Genomic DNA, 15,624 nt, shown 5'->3' with positions numbered 1-15,624 from the left:
CGGTGACTTCCCCGCGTGGGTCAGGACGGAGGGTCAGGCCTGTTGCATGGCGCGTTGCGCCTTCGCGGAGGCGGTACGCGCGCCGATCGAATCGGTGAGGCGGTCGAGGACCACCGCCAGGATCACCACGGCGATGCCGCCCTCGAAGCCCGCGCCGACCTGGACCCGGGCGAGCGCCGTCATGATCACCTCACCGAGCCCGCCGGCGCCCACCATTCCGGCGATGACCACCATCGACAGGGCCAGCATGATGACCTGGTTGACGCCGGTCATGATGGTCGGCAGGGCCAGTGGCAGTTTGGTCCGCAGCAGGATCTTCCACGGCGACGCGCCGAACGCCTCGCCGGCCTCGATGACCTCGCGGTCGACCTGGCGCAGGCCCAACTCGGTCAGGCGTACCCCGGGCGGCATGCTGAACACCACGGTGGCCAGCACGCCGGGCACGGCGCCGACGCCGAAGTAGAAGATGGCCGGGATCAGGTAGACGAACGCGGGCATCGTCTGCATCAGGTCCAGCACCGGCCGGACGACTGCCGAGACCCGGCGGCTCTCCGCGACGAGAATGCCCAGCGGTACGGCGAACAGCAGGGCGATTCCGCTGGCGACGAGGACCAGCGCCAGCGTACTCATCGTCTGTTCCCAGATCGGCAACCCGGCCACCAGGCCGAGTCCGAGCGTGGTGCCGAGTCCGAACTTCCAGCCCCGCAGCCACCAGCCGAGGCCGGCGAAGATCAGTACCATGACGATCGCCGGGGGTGCGGTCAGCAGGTCCACCAGCGGCTCGACAAGCGAATCGACGGCGGAGGCGATGCCGTCGAAGACGGCGGACAGATGATCCCTGGACCAGTCGACGCCGACCTTGAACGCGTCGCCGATCCGCACGTACGGCAGCAGGTCATCGATACTGTCGGCGCTGTTCATGCGGGCTCTCCCGTCAGCCGGACCGATGGGTCGGCAACCACCTGGGCCGGCACCTCCGCGGTCGGGTCACCGTTTCCGGTCGGTGCCGTGCCGGCCGTTCCGACGGCCCGGGTCGGGTCAGTGGTCGGCGACGTGCCTGCCTTGTCGGCAGGCCCGGGGGTGGCGGTGGTCTCGCCGGTGTCGGTGCTGAGGTTGCCCAGGGCGCTCAGCAGGGTGACCCGCGGAATCACGCCGGCGAGCCGTCCTGCGCTGTCGACCACGGCGACCGGTGCCGGGCTCTGGGCAGAGGCGGCGAAGATGTCGGCCACCGGCGTCGTGTCCTCGACCGTGTGGGCGTACTCGGTCGACACGATCTCCTGGAGGTTCTTCCGGCCGTCCCGGACCGCCTGGGTGGCGGCGTCGGCGGTCACGGTGCCCAGGTAACGCTTGTCCCGGCCGGTGACGTAGACGGCCGACGTCTGGGTCTCGCGCAGCACCCGGGCGGCCACCCGTGGGCCGGAGTTCACGTCCACGACGCCGAGCGGTCGCTCCATGACCGCCGACGCGGTGAGGATCCTGGTCCGGTCGACGTCGGCGACGAATCGGGCGACGTAGTCGTTGGACGGGTCGGTGAGGATCTCCTCGGCGGTGCCGATCTGGACGATCCGACCAGCACGCATGACCGCGATGCGGTCGCCGAGGCGCATCGCCTCGTTGAGGTCGTGCGTGATGAACACGATCGTCTTGCCGAGCTCGGCCTGTAGCCCGAGCAACTGGTCCTGCACCTCGCGGCGGATCAGCGGATCGAGCGCGGAGAAGGCCTCGTCCATGAGCATGATGTCGGTGCCGGCGGCGAGCGCGCGGGCCAGGCCGACGCGCTGGCGCATGCCGCCGGAGAGCTCCTGCGGCAGCTTGTCCGCTGAGCCGTCGAGGCCGACCATCCGGAGCGCCTGCAGCGCCTTCTCCCGGCGCTCGGCGCGAGGCAGGCCCGCGATCTCCAGCGCGTAGCCGGCGTTGTCCAACACCGACCGGTGTGGCTGGAGCGCGAAGTGCTGAAAGACCATGCTGATCTTCTCACGGCGCAGCTTCCGTAGCGCGGCTGGCTTGAGCTTGGTGATGTCGACCCCGTCGATTTCGACCGTGCCGTGCGTGGGGGACAGCAGCCCGTTGAGCATCCGGATCAGGGTGGACTTCCCCGAGCCGGACAGGCCCATGACCACGAAGATCTCGCCGCGTCTGACCTCGAAGTTCGCGTCGACGACCGCGGCCGTGACCGGTAGTCCTGCCAGCTTCTCGTCCCGGTCCGCGTTGTTACGGAGAATCGCCGCCGCCTTGTCGGCGCGGCTCCCGTAGACCTTGTAGAGGGATTTCACTCTGAGTACGGACACGGTCTCCATCCAAGGGGCATACGGTACGCCGCCAATCCCGGGCGGCGTACGCAGGCGCGAATCTATCGACAATCTGTCCTGCCGTGGGCCTGCCGGACTCGGGGTAGCCCCAGGTCAGCGAGCCTCGACACTACCCGAGAATTTTCTGGGAATGGCAAACCCCGCAGCCCCGGCCGGTGGGGCACAGCGGCACGAGACATAGCGGTGTATGTCGATGTTGTTTCGGCTTGGAAATTGGCGGACGACGTCGATTTCTGGTAGCGGGCAGCGGGTGGCTGGCGGGCCCTCACATGCCTGACACTCCGGACGTCGTGGTCCATATCGACACCGGAATGATCACGTTTCGCCGCCATGACGATGTCGGATGGTTTCTCCGCGCGGGTTGGCTCCAGGTGCCCGCCGAGTCCGGTAGTGCCGTTTTCTTGGTTGGTGGCGCACCATTTTTCGGTGTGGTCCGCGCCTCGGTCTGGCGACTCGTCTCGTGCCCGTCAATCCCGGCTCGCTCGATAAGTCACGAGATCTACATGGAATCTCCATGGAGCCGAGACGAAATCTCCACGGGATCTACACGTCCCCGGCGGCATCTGATTCCGGTGGACGGCGGAACCGGAAACGTACGTCGTCGATCATGCAGTCCGGGCTGGTCCGAAAGGGTACGAAAGCTCAAAAAAGAGCTACCGCAACTGCATGATCGGCGAGACGGCGGCTGGTTACCCGGGGAGGTGCTTGTCGATGGTGGCGCGCAGGGCGGGGTCGTCGGGGATGACGGTGGGAGCGAAGCGGGCGGCGACGGAGCCGTCGGGCGCGATGAGGAACTTCTCGAAGTTCCATCGGACGTCGCCGGTGTGACCGTCGGCGTCGGCGGTGTCCACCAGGGCCGCGTACAGGGGGTGGCGGTCGGGGCCGTTGACGTCGACCTTCTCCGTGATCGGGAAGGTCACCCCGTAGTTGACCTGGCAGAACTCGCTGATCTCCGCCGCGCTGCCCGGCTCCTGGCCGGCGAACTGGTTGCACGGCACGCCGAGCACGGTCAGCCCACGGACGGCGTACCCGTCCTGCAGGGCCTGTAGCCCCGCGTACTGCGGGGTGAGGCCGCAGCGCGAGGCGACGTTGACGATCAGCAGGGCGCGTCCGCGGTACTGCGCGAGGTCGGCCGGGCCACCGGCGAGGGCGCCGATCGGGATGTCAAAGACGGTCATGCCACCGAGGCTAGTGCGGCGCCGATGAGCGGGGTGATCCGGTCGGGGTGAAGTTACCAACCGGTACCCGACCTCTGACCGGCGGTGACGTCGGGGGAGTCCAATCTGGCCTCCTCGACGAATCGAAACATGGACATCTTGACGAAGCGGTGGCGTGTGAGTAGCGTCTCCTCATCCTTTTGGAAAGTTTCCTAACTGTTTGGAGACGCCACATGAAGAGATCGCTTCGCCGGGCCCTCTGGGTCGGCGCCGTGGTCGCGGTGACCGTCGCCACGGTCCCGATGGCCTCGGCGTTCGGCGCCGGAAGCGTGACCGCCTCGTTCACCCGGGCGTCGGACTGGGGTACGGGTCACGAAACGCGGGTCACCATCACCAACGGGTCGGACGCCAGCGTCAGCACCTGGCGCATCGAATTCGAGCTGCCGTCGGGCACCAGCATCGGCAGCTCCTGGGACGCCGACGTCACCCGCAACGGCAACCGCTATGTGGCGGTCAAGAAGAGCTGGGCCGGTGCGCTGGCCCCGGGCGCCTCCTTCAGCTGGGGCTACAACGGCACCGGCGCGTACCGGGCGCCGCTGAACTGCACCATCAACGGCGCGTCGTGCGGCGGCGGCAGCACGCCGCCGACCACCACCGCACCGCCCACCACGACCCCGCCCACGACCACGCCACCCACGACCACGCCGCCGACCACCACGCCCCCGAACCCGGGCGCGCAGAAGGTGGTCGGCTACTTCGCCCAGTGGGGCGTCTACGCCCGCAACTACCACGTGCGGAACATCCACACCAGCGGCTCGGCCGCGAAGTTGACCCACATCCTGTACGCCTTCGGCAACACCACGGGCGGCCGGTGCACCATCGGAGACAGCTACGCCGACTACGAGAAGGCGTACACCGCGGCGGAGAGTGTCGACGGGGTCGCCGACACCTGGGACCAGCCGCTGCGCGGCAGCTTCAACCAGCTGCGCAAGCTCAAGAAGATGTACCCGCACCTCAAGGTGATCTGGTCGTTCGGTGGCTGGACCTGGTCCGGCGGCTTCACCCAGGCCGCGCAGAACCCGACCGCCTTCGCCGAGAGCTGCTACAACCTGGTCGAGGACCCGCGCTGGGCCGACGTCTTCGACGGCATCGACATCGACTGGGAGTACCCCAACGCCTGTGGCCTGACCTGTGACGCCAGCGGCCCGAACGCGTTCAAGAACGTGGCCGGCGCGCTGCGTGCCCGGTTCGGCTCGAACAACCTGGTCACCGCCGCGATCACCGCCGACGGCAGCAACGGCGGCAAGATCGACGCGACCGACTACGCCGGTGCCGCCACGCACCTCAACTGGATCATGCCGATGACGTACGACTACTTCGGCGCCTTCAACGCGCAGGGCCCCACCGCCCCGCACTCGCCGCTGTACTCGTACTCCGGCATCCCGCAGCAGGGCTTCTGGTCCGACGCGGCGATCCAGAAGCTCAAGAGCAAGGGCATCCCGGCCAACAAGCTGCTGCTCGGCGTCGGCTTCTACGGCCGTGGCTGGACCGGGGTCACCCAGTCCACGCCGGGCGGCACCGCCACCGGGCCGGCACCGGGCACCTATGAGCAGGGCATCGAGGACTACAAGGTGCTCAAGAACACCTGCCCGGCCACCGGCACCGTCGCCGGCACGGCGTACGCCAAGTGCGGCAGCAACTGGTGGAGCTACGACACCCCGTCGACCATCGGCGGCAAGATGACGTACGCCAAGAACCAGGGCCTCGGTGGCGCCTTCTTCTGGGAGCTCTCCGGTGACACCAGCAACGGTGAGCTGATCGGCGCCATCAAGGGCGGCCTCGGCTGAGCCGACGGTCGACGCACCACCCACACGACGGGGAGGGGCCCCGCACCGGCCCCTCCCCGTCCGGCGTGCCCGGGGTCGATCTCGATGTCCGGCCGGCGATGTGACAGACTCGCCGCTCGACTGTGTCTCGATGTCCGGCGTCGAGGGAGGTGACGATGCGGGTCAGGTGCCAGCGTCCGGCGGGCGTCGTCGTGCTGCTAGCCACCGTGCCCTTCGCGCTGGTCGGCTGTGGGCTCGTCGGTGGTGAGACCGAGGCGGAGCAGCCGGGGCGGGCACCGGCCGAGGAGGCCACCCTGAAGTCCCGCGAGCGGGTCCAGGCGTACCTCGACGCGATGGCCGCCAAGGACGTGGCGGCCGGGCGCAGCCAACTCTGCGCGGTGCTGCACGAGGCGTTCGACGCCGCCGCCACCGATCCGAACGGCGACTTCGCCGACCACTTCGAGGTGTCGAAGTCCGAGATCACCGACATCCGACCCGGCCCGTCCGGGCAGGAGGTCAGCACTGCGGTAACGGTGACCGTCGGCAGGAAGAAGGCGTCCCGCCCGCTGCTTTTCACCGTCACCCGCGACGGGCTCGACTGGTGCATCTCCGACGAACGGCCCGGCGCGCGCGGCCCGGCCCCGACACCCACGCCCTGAACGGCGTCACCCACGCAGGTCGTCCATCTACCGGAACCCGGCCCCTCGCCGGTGGCCCACCCGGCCGGTCGCCGTACGCTGAATACCATGCGCCATGAGTGGCATCAGTTGAGTCATCCGGCGGTGGGCAGCCCGGTGCTGCAGACCAGCCGCCCGACCGTCGACTCTGCCGAGGACGAAGCCCTCGGCCTGGACCGCTGGCGGGGGCTGCCGCGCGCCCAGACCCCACCCTGGCCCGACGAGGCCCAGGTCGCCGAGGTCTGCAAGGTGCTCGACACCGTGCCGTCGGTGGTCGCCCCCTACGAGGTCGATCAGTTGCGCCAGCGTCTGGCGTTGGTCTGCGAGGGCAAGGCGTTCCTGTTGCAGGGCGGTGACTGTGCGGAGACCTTCGCCGACAACACCGAGAGTCACCTGCTGGCCAACGCCCGCACGCTGTTGCAGATGGCCATCGTGCTGACCTACGGCGCGTCGTTGCCGGTGGTGAAGGTGGCCCGGGTCGCCGGGCAGTACACCAAGCCCCGATCGCTTCCGACCGACGCGCGGGGCCTGCCGGCCTACCGCGGCGACATGATCAACTCGCTGGAGGCCGCACCGGAGGCGCGGGTCGCCGACCCGCAGCGCATGATCAGGGCGTACGCGAACTCGGCCGCCGCCATGAACATGTTGCGGGCGTACCTGGCCGGTGGGCTGGCCGACCTGCACGCGGTGCACGACTGGAACAAGGGCTTCGTGCGCAACTCGCCGGCCGGCGAGCGGTACGAGGCGATCGCCCGGGAGATCGACCGGGCCCTGGCGTTCATCCGCGCCTGCGGGATGACCGAGGACGACGCGTTGCGCACGGTCACCCTGTACTGCTCCCACGAGGCCCTGGCGTTGGAGTACGACCGGGCGTTGACCCGGGTTTCCGGTGGCCGGCCGTACGGGCTCTCCGGGCACTTTCTCTGGATCGGTGAGCGCACTCGGCAGATCGACGGGGCGCACATCGACTTCATCTCCCGTATCGCCAACCCGATCGGGGTCAAGCTCGGCCCGACCACCACCCCGGACGAGGCGATCGAGCTGTGCGAGAAGCTGAACCCGGACAACATCCCTGGCCGGCTCACGCTGATCAGCCGGATGGGCAACCACAAGGTCCGCGACGCCCTGCCGCCGATCGTGGCCAAGGTGACCGCCGCCGGAGCCAAGGTGGTGTGGCAGTGCGACCCGATGCACGGCAACACCCACGAGTCGTCCAACGGCTACAAGACGCGCCACTTCGATCGGATCGTCGACGAGGTGCTGGGCTACTTCGAGGTGCACCGTGGCCTGGAGACTCACCCCGGCGGTCTGCATGTCGAGTTGACCGGTGAGGACGTCACCGAGTGCCTCGGCGGCGCTCAGGGCATCGCCGATCTCGATCTGCCCGGCCGCTACGAGACCGCCTGTGACCCCCGGCTGAACACCCAGCAGTCGCTGGAGCTGGCCTTCCTCGTCGCGGAGATGCTCCGTGGCTGACGCGAGGAGTGAGCTTGCGAGCCCCGCAGTCGGCGGCCGAAGGGTTGCTCCGTGGCTGACGCGAGGAGTGAGCTTGCGAGCCCCGCAGTCGGCGGCCGTGAGGGCTACTGTGCCTGACCTGGTCGACCTGCGTTCGGACACGGTGACCCGGCCCACTGCCGCGATGCGGGAGGCCATGGCCGGCGCCGAGGTGGGTGACGACGTCTACGGCGAGGACCCGACGGTGCAGGCCCTGGAGGTCGAGGTCGCCGCGATGTTCGGGCACGAGGCGGCGTTGTTCTGCCCGAGCGGGTCGATGGCCAACCAGATCGCCCTGCAACTGCTGGTGCCGCCCGGCTCGGAGCTGCTCTGCGACGCCGACGCGCACGTGGTCACGTACGAGATGGGGGCCGCCGCCGCGTATGGCGGGGTCACCTCGCGGACCTGGCCTGCGGTGGGCGCCCAGCTCGACCCCGACGTGGTCGCCGGCATGGTGCGTCCCGACGGCTACTGGGCGGTGCCCACCCGGGCGATCGGGGTGGAGCAGACCCACAACCGTGGTGGCGGTGGGGTGATTCCCCTCGACGCGCTGCGCGAGCTGCGTCGGGTCGCGGACGCCGGGCAGTTGGCGCTGCACTGCGACGGTGCTCGGATCTGGCACGCGCACGTCGCCGACGGGGTGCCGCTGGGCACCTACGGCGCGTTGTTCGACACCCTGTCGGTCTGCCTGTCCAAGGGGCTCGGCGCGCCGGTCGGATCACTGGTCGTGGGCGCTGCCGATCGGATCGAACGGGGCCGGGTGATCCGTAAGCGGATGGGTGGTGGGATGCGCCAGGCCGGCATCCTGGCCGCCGCCGGCCGGCACGCGCTGGCCCACCATATCGACCGGCTCGCTGAGGATCACGCGAAGGCGGCCCGACTGGCGGAGGCGGTCGCCCCGTTCGGGGTGCTGGCCACCACGGTACGCACCAACATCGTTCCGCTGGACCTGACCAAGGCCCCGCTGGACGCGCCCACGCTGGCCGCCGCCACCCGCGCCGAGGGCGTACTGATCTCGGTGCTCGGCCCCCACACCGCCCGCCTGGTCACCCACCTGGACGTCAGCGACACCCAGGTCGACCAGGCCATCACCACCCTCACCCACATCCTCCGCCGCTAACCCACCCCCTACCCCCCACCCCCGTTGATCATGAGGTTGGCGGCGATCTCGATCTCTGTGAGTGCCGCCAACCTCATGATCAACGGGGCGGGAGGGTAAGGGGTGGGAGGTTAGGGGTGGAGGCGGCGGAGGGTGGTGATGTCGGCGGCGTGGCCCTCGTGGCGTTCGGTGGGGGTCTCGACGAGGATCGGGACACCGGCGGTGGCGGGGTGACGCATCAGCTCGGCGAAGGCGGGCTCGCCGATCATGCCCTTGCCGATGTTCTCGTGCCGGTCCCGGGTGGAACCGCACAGGTCCTTCGAGTCGTTCGCGTGTATCAGCCGTAGCCGGTCCGCCCCGACGGCGGTCACCAGGGCATCCAGCGTCGCGGCCATCCCGCCCTCGGCGGCCAGGTCGTGCCCGGCCGCCCAGGCGTGGCAGGTGTCGAAGCAGACCCCGAGCTGCGGATGCCGGTCCACCGCGTCGAGGTACGGGCCGAGCTGCTCCACCCGACAGGCAAGTGACCGGCCGCCCCCGGCGCTCGGCTCGACCAGCAGCATCGGGCCGCCCGTGTCGGCGGTCGAGTCGAGCAGCGGCAGCAGCGACTCGCGTACCTGCCGCATGGCCGCGTCGGCGTGCCCGGCGTCCACCGCACTGCCGGCGTGGAAGACCACCCCACGGGCGCCGATCGCGGCACCTCGGCGCAGCGCGTGCGCCAGGCTCTGGGTCGACCGCTCGACAGTTGCCGCGGTCGGTGAGCCGAGATTGACCAGCAACGAGGCGTGGATGTAAACGGCGACGCCGCGCTCGGCGCAGCCGTCCCGGAACAGCGCGTCCTGCGCCGGATCGCCGGCCGGCATCGCCCAGCCCCGGGAGTTGCCGACGTAGACCTGCGCCACCTCGGAGCCGGCCGCGTCGACGTACGGCAGCGCCGCCTTCGCCAGCCCTCCCGAGGTTGGCGTGTGCGATCCGATCGGCCGGTACCCGGCATCCGGCGTCGGCATCAGAAACACCCGATGGTGATCTGGGTGCCCGGCGCGACCTGGGCGTTCTCGTTCGGATTCTGGAACCGGGTGACCGCGTTCGGGTTGAACTGCACCGTCACCGGGAATCCCTGGCTCTCCAGCACCTGCTTGGCCTGCTGGCAGGGCAGGTCGACCACGCGCGGCACGGTCACCAGCGGCGGGCCCTCGCTGACCTCCAGCCGGATCTGGGCACCCTTCTCCACGCCGCCGCCAGCGGCCGGGCTCTGCCCGATCACCTCGTCACGCGGCTTGTCGGACTCCTTGCGCGTCGGCTCCACCAGCACCAGTCCGAGTTGCGCGATCTGGTTACGGGCGTCGTTCAGGTTCTTGCCGACCAGCTTCGGCACGGTGATCGGGGCCCGGCCCTTACTGAGGATGACGTTGATCTCGTCACCCGGCTTGACCTCCTCGCCCGCCTTCGGGTCGGTGGCCACCACGATGCCCTCGGGCAGGCTGTCGTCGTACCGGGCGGTGCCCTTGACCACCTCGAGCTGGGCGCTGAGCAGGTCGGCCTCGGCCAGCGCGAACTCCTTGCCGACCACGTCCGGCAGCTCGAAGCGTTCCGGCCCGAGCGACAGGGTGAGGGTGATGGTGCCGCCCTTGAGGATCCGGGCGGTGGAGGCGGGATCCTGGCCCAACACGCCGTCGCGGGGGATCTGGTCGTCGAACCGAGGGTCGGCGTAGACCACGTCGAAGCCGGCCTGGGACGCCTGTGCCTCCGCCTCGGCCTTGGTCATGCTCACCAGCTGCGGTGCGGTGGTGTACCGACCGACGCCGAACCACCAGCCACCGAGCGCGGCCACCAGCCCGAGCAACACGACGACGGCCGCCACGGCGAAACGTCCCCCGCCCTGGCCGGTCAGCTGGGCGCCCAGCCCGGCCAGTCGATCACGCAGATCGTCTCCGCCGCTCGGCGTCGCCCGACGCCGGCCGCGGGCGGGTGGGCCATCTTCCGGCAGGCGGGCCCAGGCCGGTCGCTCGGGCGGGCGTACGGGCGCGACCATCATCGTCGGTTGCGACACGGCCGGGCCGTCGGTCACCGGAGCGATCAGTGCGGTGTGGCTGTTCGGACTGCCCAGCCCGTCCCGGGCCACCTGCACCTCGGCCAGCAGCGTGCCGGCGTCGGCGGGGCGGGCCGACGGGTCGCGACGGGTGGCGCGGGCCACCAGGTCGTCGAGCACCCTCGGCAGGCCAGGCACCAGCGTCGACGGTGCGGGGACGTCCCGGTCGACGTGCTGCCAGGCGATGTCGATAGGCCGGTCAGCGTCGTACGGCACTCGGCCGGTGAGCATCTCGAACAACACGATGCCCGTCGAGTAGACGTCGGTGCGGGCGTCGGCCCGGCCGTCGGTGACCAGCTCCGGAGCGACGTACGCCACGGTGGCCATCAACTGGTTTCCGCTGTCGTGGTCGGTGCTCGCCTCGACGGCCCGGGCCAGCCCGAAGTCGGTCACCTTGACCACACTGTCGACGAGGTTGGCCGGGCCGCTGCTGGGTGCCTCCGCGACCAGCACGTTCTCCGGTTTCACATCGCGGTGCACCAGGCCGGCCCGGTGAGCGGCGCCGATGGCCGCGAGCATCTGCTCGGTGATGGCCAGCGCCTCGTCCGGGTTGAGTCGGCGCCGTTCGGCCAGCACCTCGCGCAGGGTGCGGCCGCGGACGTACTCCATGACCAGGTAGGGCCGCCCGGAGTGGTTGCCCTGGTCGTAGACCGCCACCACGTTGGGGTGGGTGAGCCGGGCGATCGTCTTGGCCTCGTCGGTGAACCGGTCGACGAAGCTGGGCTGGCCGGCCTGGCCGGGCGATCCCTGGGCGGAGTGAATGATCTTGACGGCGACGGTGCGTTCGAGTCGCTCGTCGGTGGCGGTGTACACGGTCGCCATGCCGCCCCGGGCCACGCGACCGCGAATGCGGTAGCGCCCGTCGATCAGCGAGCCCAGCAACGTGTCGGCGACCTGTGTATCCATCAGCATGCAGTCTATGTGTCTGGGGGACGAAGGTTGAACAGGATGCTACCGACAGGCTTGCCCGCTCGGGTCCGACTCGCGCGCAGGGTGACGATTTCCCCTGCTCAGGGTGGTTGCCGGGAGGCCGTTGGCCGGGCCTGGGGGTGGCGTGGCAGGGTGTTGCGCGTGACCGATTCCGTACCCGCCGAGGGCACCGCGCCCCTGGCCGGTCCCGCCGACGCGGCGGGCTGGCTGACCCTGCCGGATGTCGCCGAGCGGCTCGACCTGCCGATCAGCAAGGTCCACCAGATGATCCGGGACCGGGAACTGATCGCGGTACGCCGCGACGGTGTCCGCCGGATCCCGGCCGACCTGGTGGCCAACCGGACCGTGCTCAAACACCTGCCGGGCGTGCTCACCCTGCTGGCCGACGCCGGCTACGACGACGAGGCCGCACTGCGCTGGCTCTACGAGCCCGACGACACGTTGGAAGGCGGCACCCCCGCAGCCGCCCTCGGTGGCGATCAGGCCCGTGAGGTCAAGCGTCGCGCCCAGGCCCTGGGCTTCTGAGGAGAGTCAGTCGGCGCGGCGGGTGGCGGCGATGGCCAGGTCCACCAGCGCCTGCCGGGCCTCGGTGTCGAGATCGACGGCGGCGAGCGCGGCGAGCGCCGCGTCGGTCAGGGTGACGATGCGCTGCTCGGTACGGGACAGCGCGCCGGTGTCGACGATCAGCTCCCGCAGCCGAGCGACCCTGGTGGCGTCCAACTCGCCATCGCCGAGGCCACCGAGCAGCAACGCACGACCGGTGTCGTCGGCCACCTCCAGAGCCGCCGCCACCAGGTAGGTCCGTTTGCCCTCGCGCAGGTCGTCGCCGGCCGGCTTGCCGGTCTGCGCCGGGTCGCCGAAGACGCCCAGCACATCGTCGCGCAACTGGAAAGCCTCACCCAGCGGCAGACCGTACGCCGAGTAGGCGATGCGTACGTCGGCGGGGGCGTCGGCCAGCGCCGCGCCGATCAGCAGGGGCCGTTCCACTGTGTACTTGGCCGACTTGTACCGGGCGACCTTGCCGGCCCGCTCCAGCGAGGTGTCGCCGGTGGCCTGGGTCAGCACGTCGAGGTACTGCCCGATGGTGACCTCGGTGCGCATCTCGTCGAAGTCCGGTCGGGCGCGGGCCACCGTCCGGGGGTCGAGTCCGGCGGAGTGCAGCAGTTCGTCGGACCAGACCAGGCACAGATCGCCCAGCAGGACCGCCGCGGCGTCACCGAAGCCGTCCGGGTCGCCACCCCAACCCGCTGAGCGGTGCCGGGTGGCGAACCGCCGGTGCACCGCGGGCTCACCTCGTCGGGTGTCCGAGCGGTCCATCAGGTCGTCGTGAATCAGGGCGCTGGCCTGCACGAATTCGAGCGAGGCGAGGGCGGTCACCACCGGGTCGGTGTCCACTCCGCCGGCACCCCGGTAGCCCCAGTAGGCGAAGGCCGGCCGCAGTCGCTTGCCACCACCCAGCACGAACGCCTCGATCGCCTCGGCGACCGGCACCAGGGCGTCGTCGACGTCGGTCATCCAGGCGCGACGGCCGGCGAGGAAGTCGGACAGCGCCTTGTCGACCCGCTGACGCAGGCTGGCACGGTCGACGGGGGAGACGGGAGCAGCATGGGTCACGCCCCGACGCTAATGGGTACGCGTACGCCGCGACGACCCACCCGCCCTCCGGCGCGTCGCGTCCGTCGCTGGTCACGGCCGGGTCGGCCCGGCTGGCCCGGAGATGCGCCGTGTCGAGCGTGGCGACCCGCCGGGCCTGGTCGGGGCACCGGGCCTGGTCGAGGCGCCGGGCACCGCGAGGACCCGGACCAGCCAGCCGCGCCAGAAGCGTCCCGGCACGCGCACCCCTCGCTCCCAGCGGGAGATCTCGTGCCGGCTGAGCGTGAACACTCCGGCGGCGGCACAGAGTTCGGCGGCGAGCCGGGACTGGCTCCACCCCCGGGCGAGCCGTGACCGGGTAACCAGCGGGCCGAGCGAGGTCGGAACGGGCCGGTCAGGGGTGAGCGGGGGCGGGGACATTGATCCTCCGGCGGGTCGGCGGGCGACGGCCCGACGCCACCCGATCAGGGCGGTGCCGGTACGCACTGTCTGCTGCTGACCCCCGCGCGGCCCCCCGTAGTCTCTCGACCACACCCGCGCAGGTCAGCAGGCTAGTCCGGCGGTGCGACAGTTTCCCGCGCCGTTGGCCGCGGCGGATCCTCGGGGCGGGCGCGGTCGCACCGGGCGGCAGCGGCATGGCGACACGAGCCATGTCACGCTGACATGATCATGTCGCTGTGACATGGTGGTGAACCCTCTCCCATCGCTCACGACCGCGCGAACCGGGACCGATCCGCCCGCCGCTGTCCCCACCGCTGGGAAGCCGGTGGGGGTGTCCGGCCCGGACCGCTAGAGTCGGTGCGTGGCGCTCGGTCTTCCCTCCGTCCTCCCGAATTCGCAACCGGCGATCGGAGAGCTGGTCCGCGACTGCCAGCCGACCTTCTCCTTCGAGTTCATGCCCCCGAAGACGGAGCAGGGCGAGCGGCAGTTGTGGCAGGCCATCCGCGAGCTGGAGCCCCTGCGTCCGTCGTTCGTCTCGATCACCTACGGTGCCGGCGGCTCGACCCGGGACACCACGGTCGCGGTCACCGAGCGGATCGCCACCGAGACCACCCTGCTGCCGATGGCCCACCTGACGGCGGTCAACCACTCCGTCGCCGAGTTGCGGCACGTGATCGGCCGGCTGGCCGGCGTCGGGGTACGCAACGTGCTGGTGGTACGCGGTGATCCGCCGGGCGATCCCACCGGCGAGTGGATCCCGCACCCCGACGGCGTGCACTACGCCGAGGACCTCGTCCGGCTGGTCCGTCGCTCCGGCGACTTCAGCGTCGGTGTCGCCGCCTTTCCCCACCGGCATCCGCGCTCACCGGACGTCGCCGCCGACACCGAGTATTTCGTGCGCAAGTGCCGGGCCGGCGCGGACTTCGCGATCACCCAGATGTTCTTCGACGCCGACGAGTATCTTCGGCTGCGTGACCGGGTGGCCGCCGCCGGCTGCGACACCCCGATCCTGGCCGGGGTGATGCCGGTGACCCGGATCGGCACCATCGAGCGCTCCGTGCAGCTGTCCGGGGCACCCTTCCCACCCGCGCTGGCCGCGCGGTTCGAGCGGGTCGCCGACGATCCGGAGGCGGTCCGCCGGCTCGGCATCGAGCAGACCAGCGAGATGTGCCGCCGGCTGCTCGACGAGGGAATCCCGGGGATTCACTTCATCACCTTCAACCGGTCGACCGCGACCCGGGAGATATGGCAGAACCTGCGGGTGGGCGCCGCGACGTGACACCCGGCGCGCGACACCTCGGCGCTGTCGCGACGGTTGAACCGTGGTGGGCAGACAGCTGAACTGGAACGAGTACGCCACGGCGTGGGCCCGGCTGCACGGCGGGTTCGATCCCCGGGCCGCCACTCCGGTGGTACGTGGCTGGCTGCGCTTCTCTTATCACGTCGGGTCTCTGCTGGGCCGGCTACGGGTCGGCCCGACCACGATCACGGTGGTTGGGGTCCTGCTCTGTCTCTGCGTACCGCTGCTCGCGGTCCGCCCGGGCGACGGGCCGTTCCTGGGCGCGCTGTTCGTACTGCTCGCCTCGGTGGCCGACAGCGTCGACGGTGCGGTGGCCGTGGCCACCGGCCGCACCACCCGGCTCGGCTACGTCTACGACTCGCTGGCCGACCGGATCGGCGAGGCCGCCTGGCTGGTGGCGTTCTGGCTGGTCGGCGCGCCGGGGGCGCTGGTCGCCGCAGGTGGCGCGCTCTCCTGGCTGCACGAGTACGTCCGAGCCCGCGCGGTCGCCGCCGGCATGCGGGAGATCGGCGCGGTCACCGTGGGGGAGCGACCCACCCGGGTCTGTGTGGCCGTGGCGGGGCTCCTGCTGGCCGGCCTGAGTGGACTGATCGAGGTGGACCTGGCCGCCGGCACCATCACCATGGCGACCGCGGTCTGGGTGCTGCTTGCCGCCTTCGGGCTGGGCCAGTTGCTCTCCGCGGTGCGCCGGGCACTGATCGACGCCGGCTGA

Annotated in this window: 14 protein-coding genes; 7 read left to right on the top strand and 7 right to left on the bottom strand. The window is 70.6% G+C overall.

Annotated features, from left to right (window positions below):
- Positions 1-33 precede the first annotated feature (33 nt).
- From AC2CHE_RS14960 to AC2CHE_RS14950, 3 genes are all read right to left on the bottom strand, one after another.
- On the bottom strand, positions 34-921 hold the full coding sequence (locus tag AC2CHE_RS14960) for an ABC transporter permease (RefSeq protein ID WP_484505495.1): 888 nt from the start codon (positions 919-921) through the stop codon (positions 34-36).
- Entirely contained in the window at positions 918-2,297 is a 1,380-nt protein-coding gene (locus AC2CHE_RS14955; protein WP_484505494.1) for a quaternary amine ABC transporter ATP-binding protein, read from the bottom strand. The genes AC2CHE_RS14960 and AC2CHE_RS14955 overlap by 4 nt, the downstream gene beginning before the upstream one ends.
- Positions 2,298-2,998: 701 nt before the next feature.
- The gene (locus AC2CHE_RS14950) at positions 2,999-3,487 is read right to left on the bottom strand and encodes a glutathione peroxidase (protein WP_484505493.1); all 489 of its coding nucleotides are present in this window, start codon (positions 3,485-3,487) and stop codon (positions 2,999-3,001) included.
- A 212-nt stretch (positions 3,488-3,699) separates the two neighbouring features.
- Between AC2CHE_RS14950 and AC2CHE_RS14945 the strand changes: the two genes are divergently transcribed.
- From AC2CHE_RS14945 to AC2CHE_RS14930, 4 genes are all read left to right on the top strand, one after another.
- On the top strand, positions 3,700-5,313 hold the full coding sequence (locus AC2CHE_RS14945; RefSeq protein WP_484505492.1) for a glycosyl hydrolase family 18 protein: 1,614 nt from the start codon (positions 3,700-3,702) through the stop codon (positions 5,311-5,313).
- Between the two features lie 155 nt (positions 5,314-5,468).
- Positions 5,469-5,951 carry a hypothetical protein gene (locus tag AC2CHE_RS14940; protein ID WP_484505491.1) on the top strand — a complete coding sequence of 161 codons (483 nt, stop codon included), beginning with the start codon at positions 5,469-5,471 and terminating at the stop codon, positions 5,949-5,951.
- Positions 5,952-6,038: 87 nt separating this feature from the next.
- Complete coding sequence (locus AC2CHE_RS14935; protein WP_484505490.1) at positions 6,039-7,445, top strand: class II 3-deoxy-7-phosphoheptulonate synthase; 1,407 nt, start codon at positions 6,039-6,041, stop codon at positions 7,443-7,445.
- Positions 7,446-7,563: 118 nt separating this feature from the next.
- Positions 7,564-8,583 carry a threonine aldolase family protein gene (locus tag AC2CHE_RS14930; protein ID WP_484505513.1) on the top strand — a complete coding sequence of 340 codons (1,020 nt, stop codon included), beginning with the start codon at positions 7,564-7,566 and terminating at the stop codon, positions 8,581-8,583.
- Positions 8,584-8,693: 110 nt separating this feature from the next.
- Here AC2CHE_RS14930 and AC2CHE_RS14925 read toward each other — a convergent pair whose 3' ends face one another.
- Positions 8,694-9,566 (bottom strand): deoxyribonuclease IV, encoded by an 873-nt coding sequence (locus tag AC2CHE_RS14925; protein ID WP_484505489.1) that lies wholly within the window; start codon positions 9,564-9,566, stop codon positions 8,694-8,696.
- On the bottom strand, positions 9,566-11,554 hold the full coding sequence (locus tag AC2CHE_RS14920) for a Stk1 family PASTA domain-containing Ser/Thr kinase (RefSeq protein ID WP_484505488.1): 1,989 nt from the start codon (positions 11,552-11,554) through the stop codon (positions 9,566-9,568). Before AC2CHE_RS14920 ends, AC2CHE_RS14925 begins: the two co-directional genes overlap by 1 nt.
- Before the next feature lie 165 nt (positions 11,555-11,719).
- Between AC2CHE_RS14920 and AC2CHE_RS14915 the strand changes: the two genes are divergently transcribed.
- Complete coding sequence (locus AC2CHE_RS14915) at positions 11,720-12,103, top strand: Rv2175c family DNA-binding protein (protein ID WP_484505487.1); 384 nt, start codon at positions 11,720-11,722, stop codon at positions 12,101-12,103.
- A 6-nt stretch (positions 12,104-12,109) separates the two neighbouring features.
- Here the strand turns inward: AC2CHE_RS14915 and AC2CHE_RS14910 are convergent, their stop codons facing one another.
- Positions 12,110-13,192 carry a polyprenyl synthetase family protein gene (locus tag AC2CHE_RS14910; protein ID WP_484505486.1) on the bottom strand — a complete coding sequence of 361 codons (1,083 nt, stop codon included), beginning with the start codon at positions 13,190-13,192 and terminating at the stop codon, positions 12,110-12,112.
- A gap of 72 nt (positions 13,193-13,264) precedes the next feature.
- Positions 13,265-13,591: a helix-turn-helix domain-containing protein gene (locus tag AC2CHE_RS14905; protein ID WP_484505485.1), complete on the bottom strand. Its 327-nt coding sequence runs from the start codon at positions 13,589-13,591 to the stop codon at positions 13,265-13,267.
- Between the two features lie 382 nt (positions 13,592-13,973).
- On the opposite strand from AC2CHE_RS14905, the gene metF reads away from it, so the two are divergent.
- Both metF and AC2CHE_RS14895 read left to right on the top strand, forming a co-directional pair.
- Positions 13,974-14,891, top strand: a complete 918-nt coding sequence (gene metF, locus AC2CHE_RS14900; protein ID WP_484505484.1) for a methylenetetrahydrofolate reductase [NAD(P)H] — start codon at positions 13,974-13,976, stop codon at positions 14,889-14,891.
- Between the two features lie 43 nt (positions 14,892-14,934).
- Positions 14,935-15,624, top strand: coding sequence for a CDP-alcohol phosphatidyltransferase family protein (locus AC2CHE_RS14895; protein WP_484505483.1), 690 nt, complete (start codon positions 14,935-14,937; stop codon positions 15,622-15,624).

It is taken from the genome of Micromonospora sp. ATLC16 (assembly GCF_057196645.1).
The sequence above is the reverse complement of the archived record's forward strand: the minus strand, read 5'-3'. Positions and strand labels throughout refer to the sequence as shown.

Excerpts from the sequence above, each read along its gene's own strand:
- AC2CHE_RS14960 (WP_484505495.1), bottom strand. The coding sequence starts at position 921 with ATGAACAGCGCCGACAGTATCGATGACCTGCTGCCGTACGTGCGGATC.
- AC2CHE_RS14955 (WP_484505494.1), bottom strand. The coding sequence starts at position 2,297 with ATGGAGACCGTGTCCGTACTCAGAGTGAAATCCCTCTACAAGGTCTAC.
- AC2CHE_RS14950 (WP_484505493.1), bottom strand. The coding sequence starts at position 3,487 with ATGACCGTCTTTGACATCCCGATCGGCGCCCTCGCCGGTGGCCCGGCC.
- AC2CHE_RS14945 (WP_484505492.1), top strand. The coding sequence starts at position 3,700 with ATGAAGAGATCGCTTCGCCGGGCCCTCTGGGTCGGCGCCGTGGTCGCG.
- AC2CHE_RS14940 (WP_484505491.1), top strand. The coding sequence starts at position 5,469 with ATGCGGGTCAGGTGCCAGCGTCCGGCGGGCGTCGTCGTGCTGCTAGCC.
- AC2CHE_RS14935 (WP_484505490.1), top strand. The coding sequence starts at position 6,039 with ATGCGCCATGAGTGGCATCAGTTGAGTCATCCGGCGGTGGGCAGCCCG.
- AC2CHE_RS14925 (WP_484505489.1), bottom strand. The coding sequence starts at position 9,566 with ATGCCGACGCCGGATGCCGGGTACCGGCCGATCGGATCGCACACGCCA.
- AC2CHE_RS14920 (WP_484505488.1), bottom strand. The coding sequence starts at position 11,554 with ATGGATACACAGGTCGCCGACACGTTGCTGGGCTCGCTGATCGACGGG.
- AC2CHE_RS14905 (WP_484505485.1), bottom strand. The coding sequence starts at position 13,591 with ATGTCCCCGCCCCCGCTCACCCCTGACCGGCCCGTTCCGACCTCGCTC.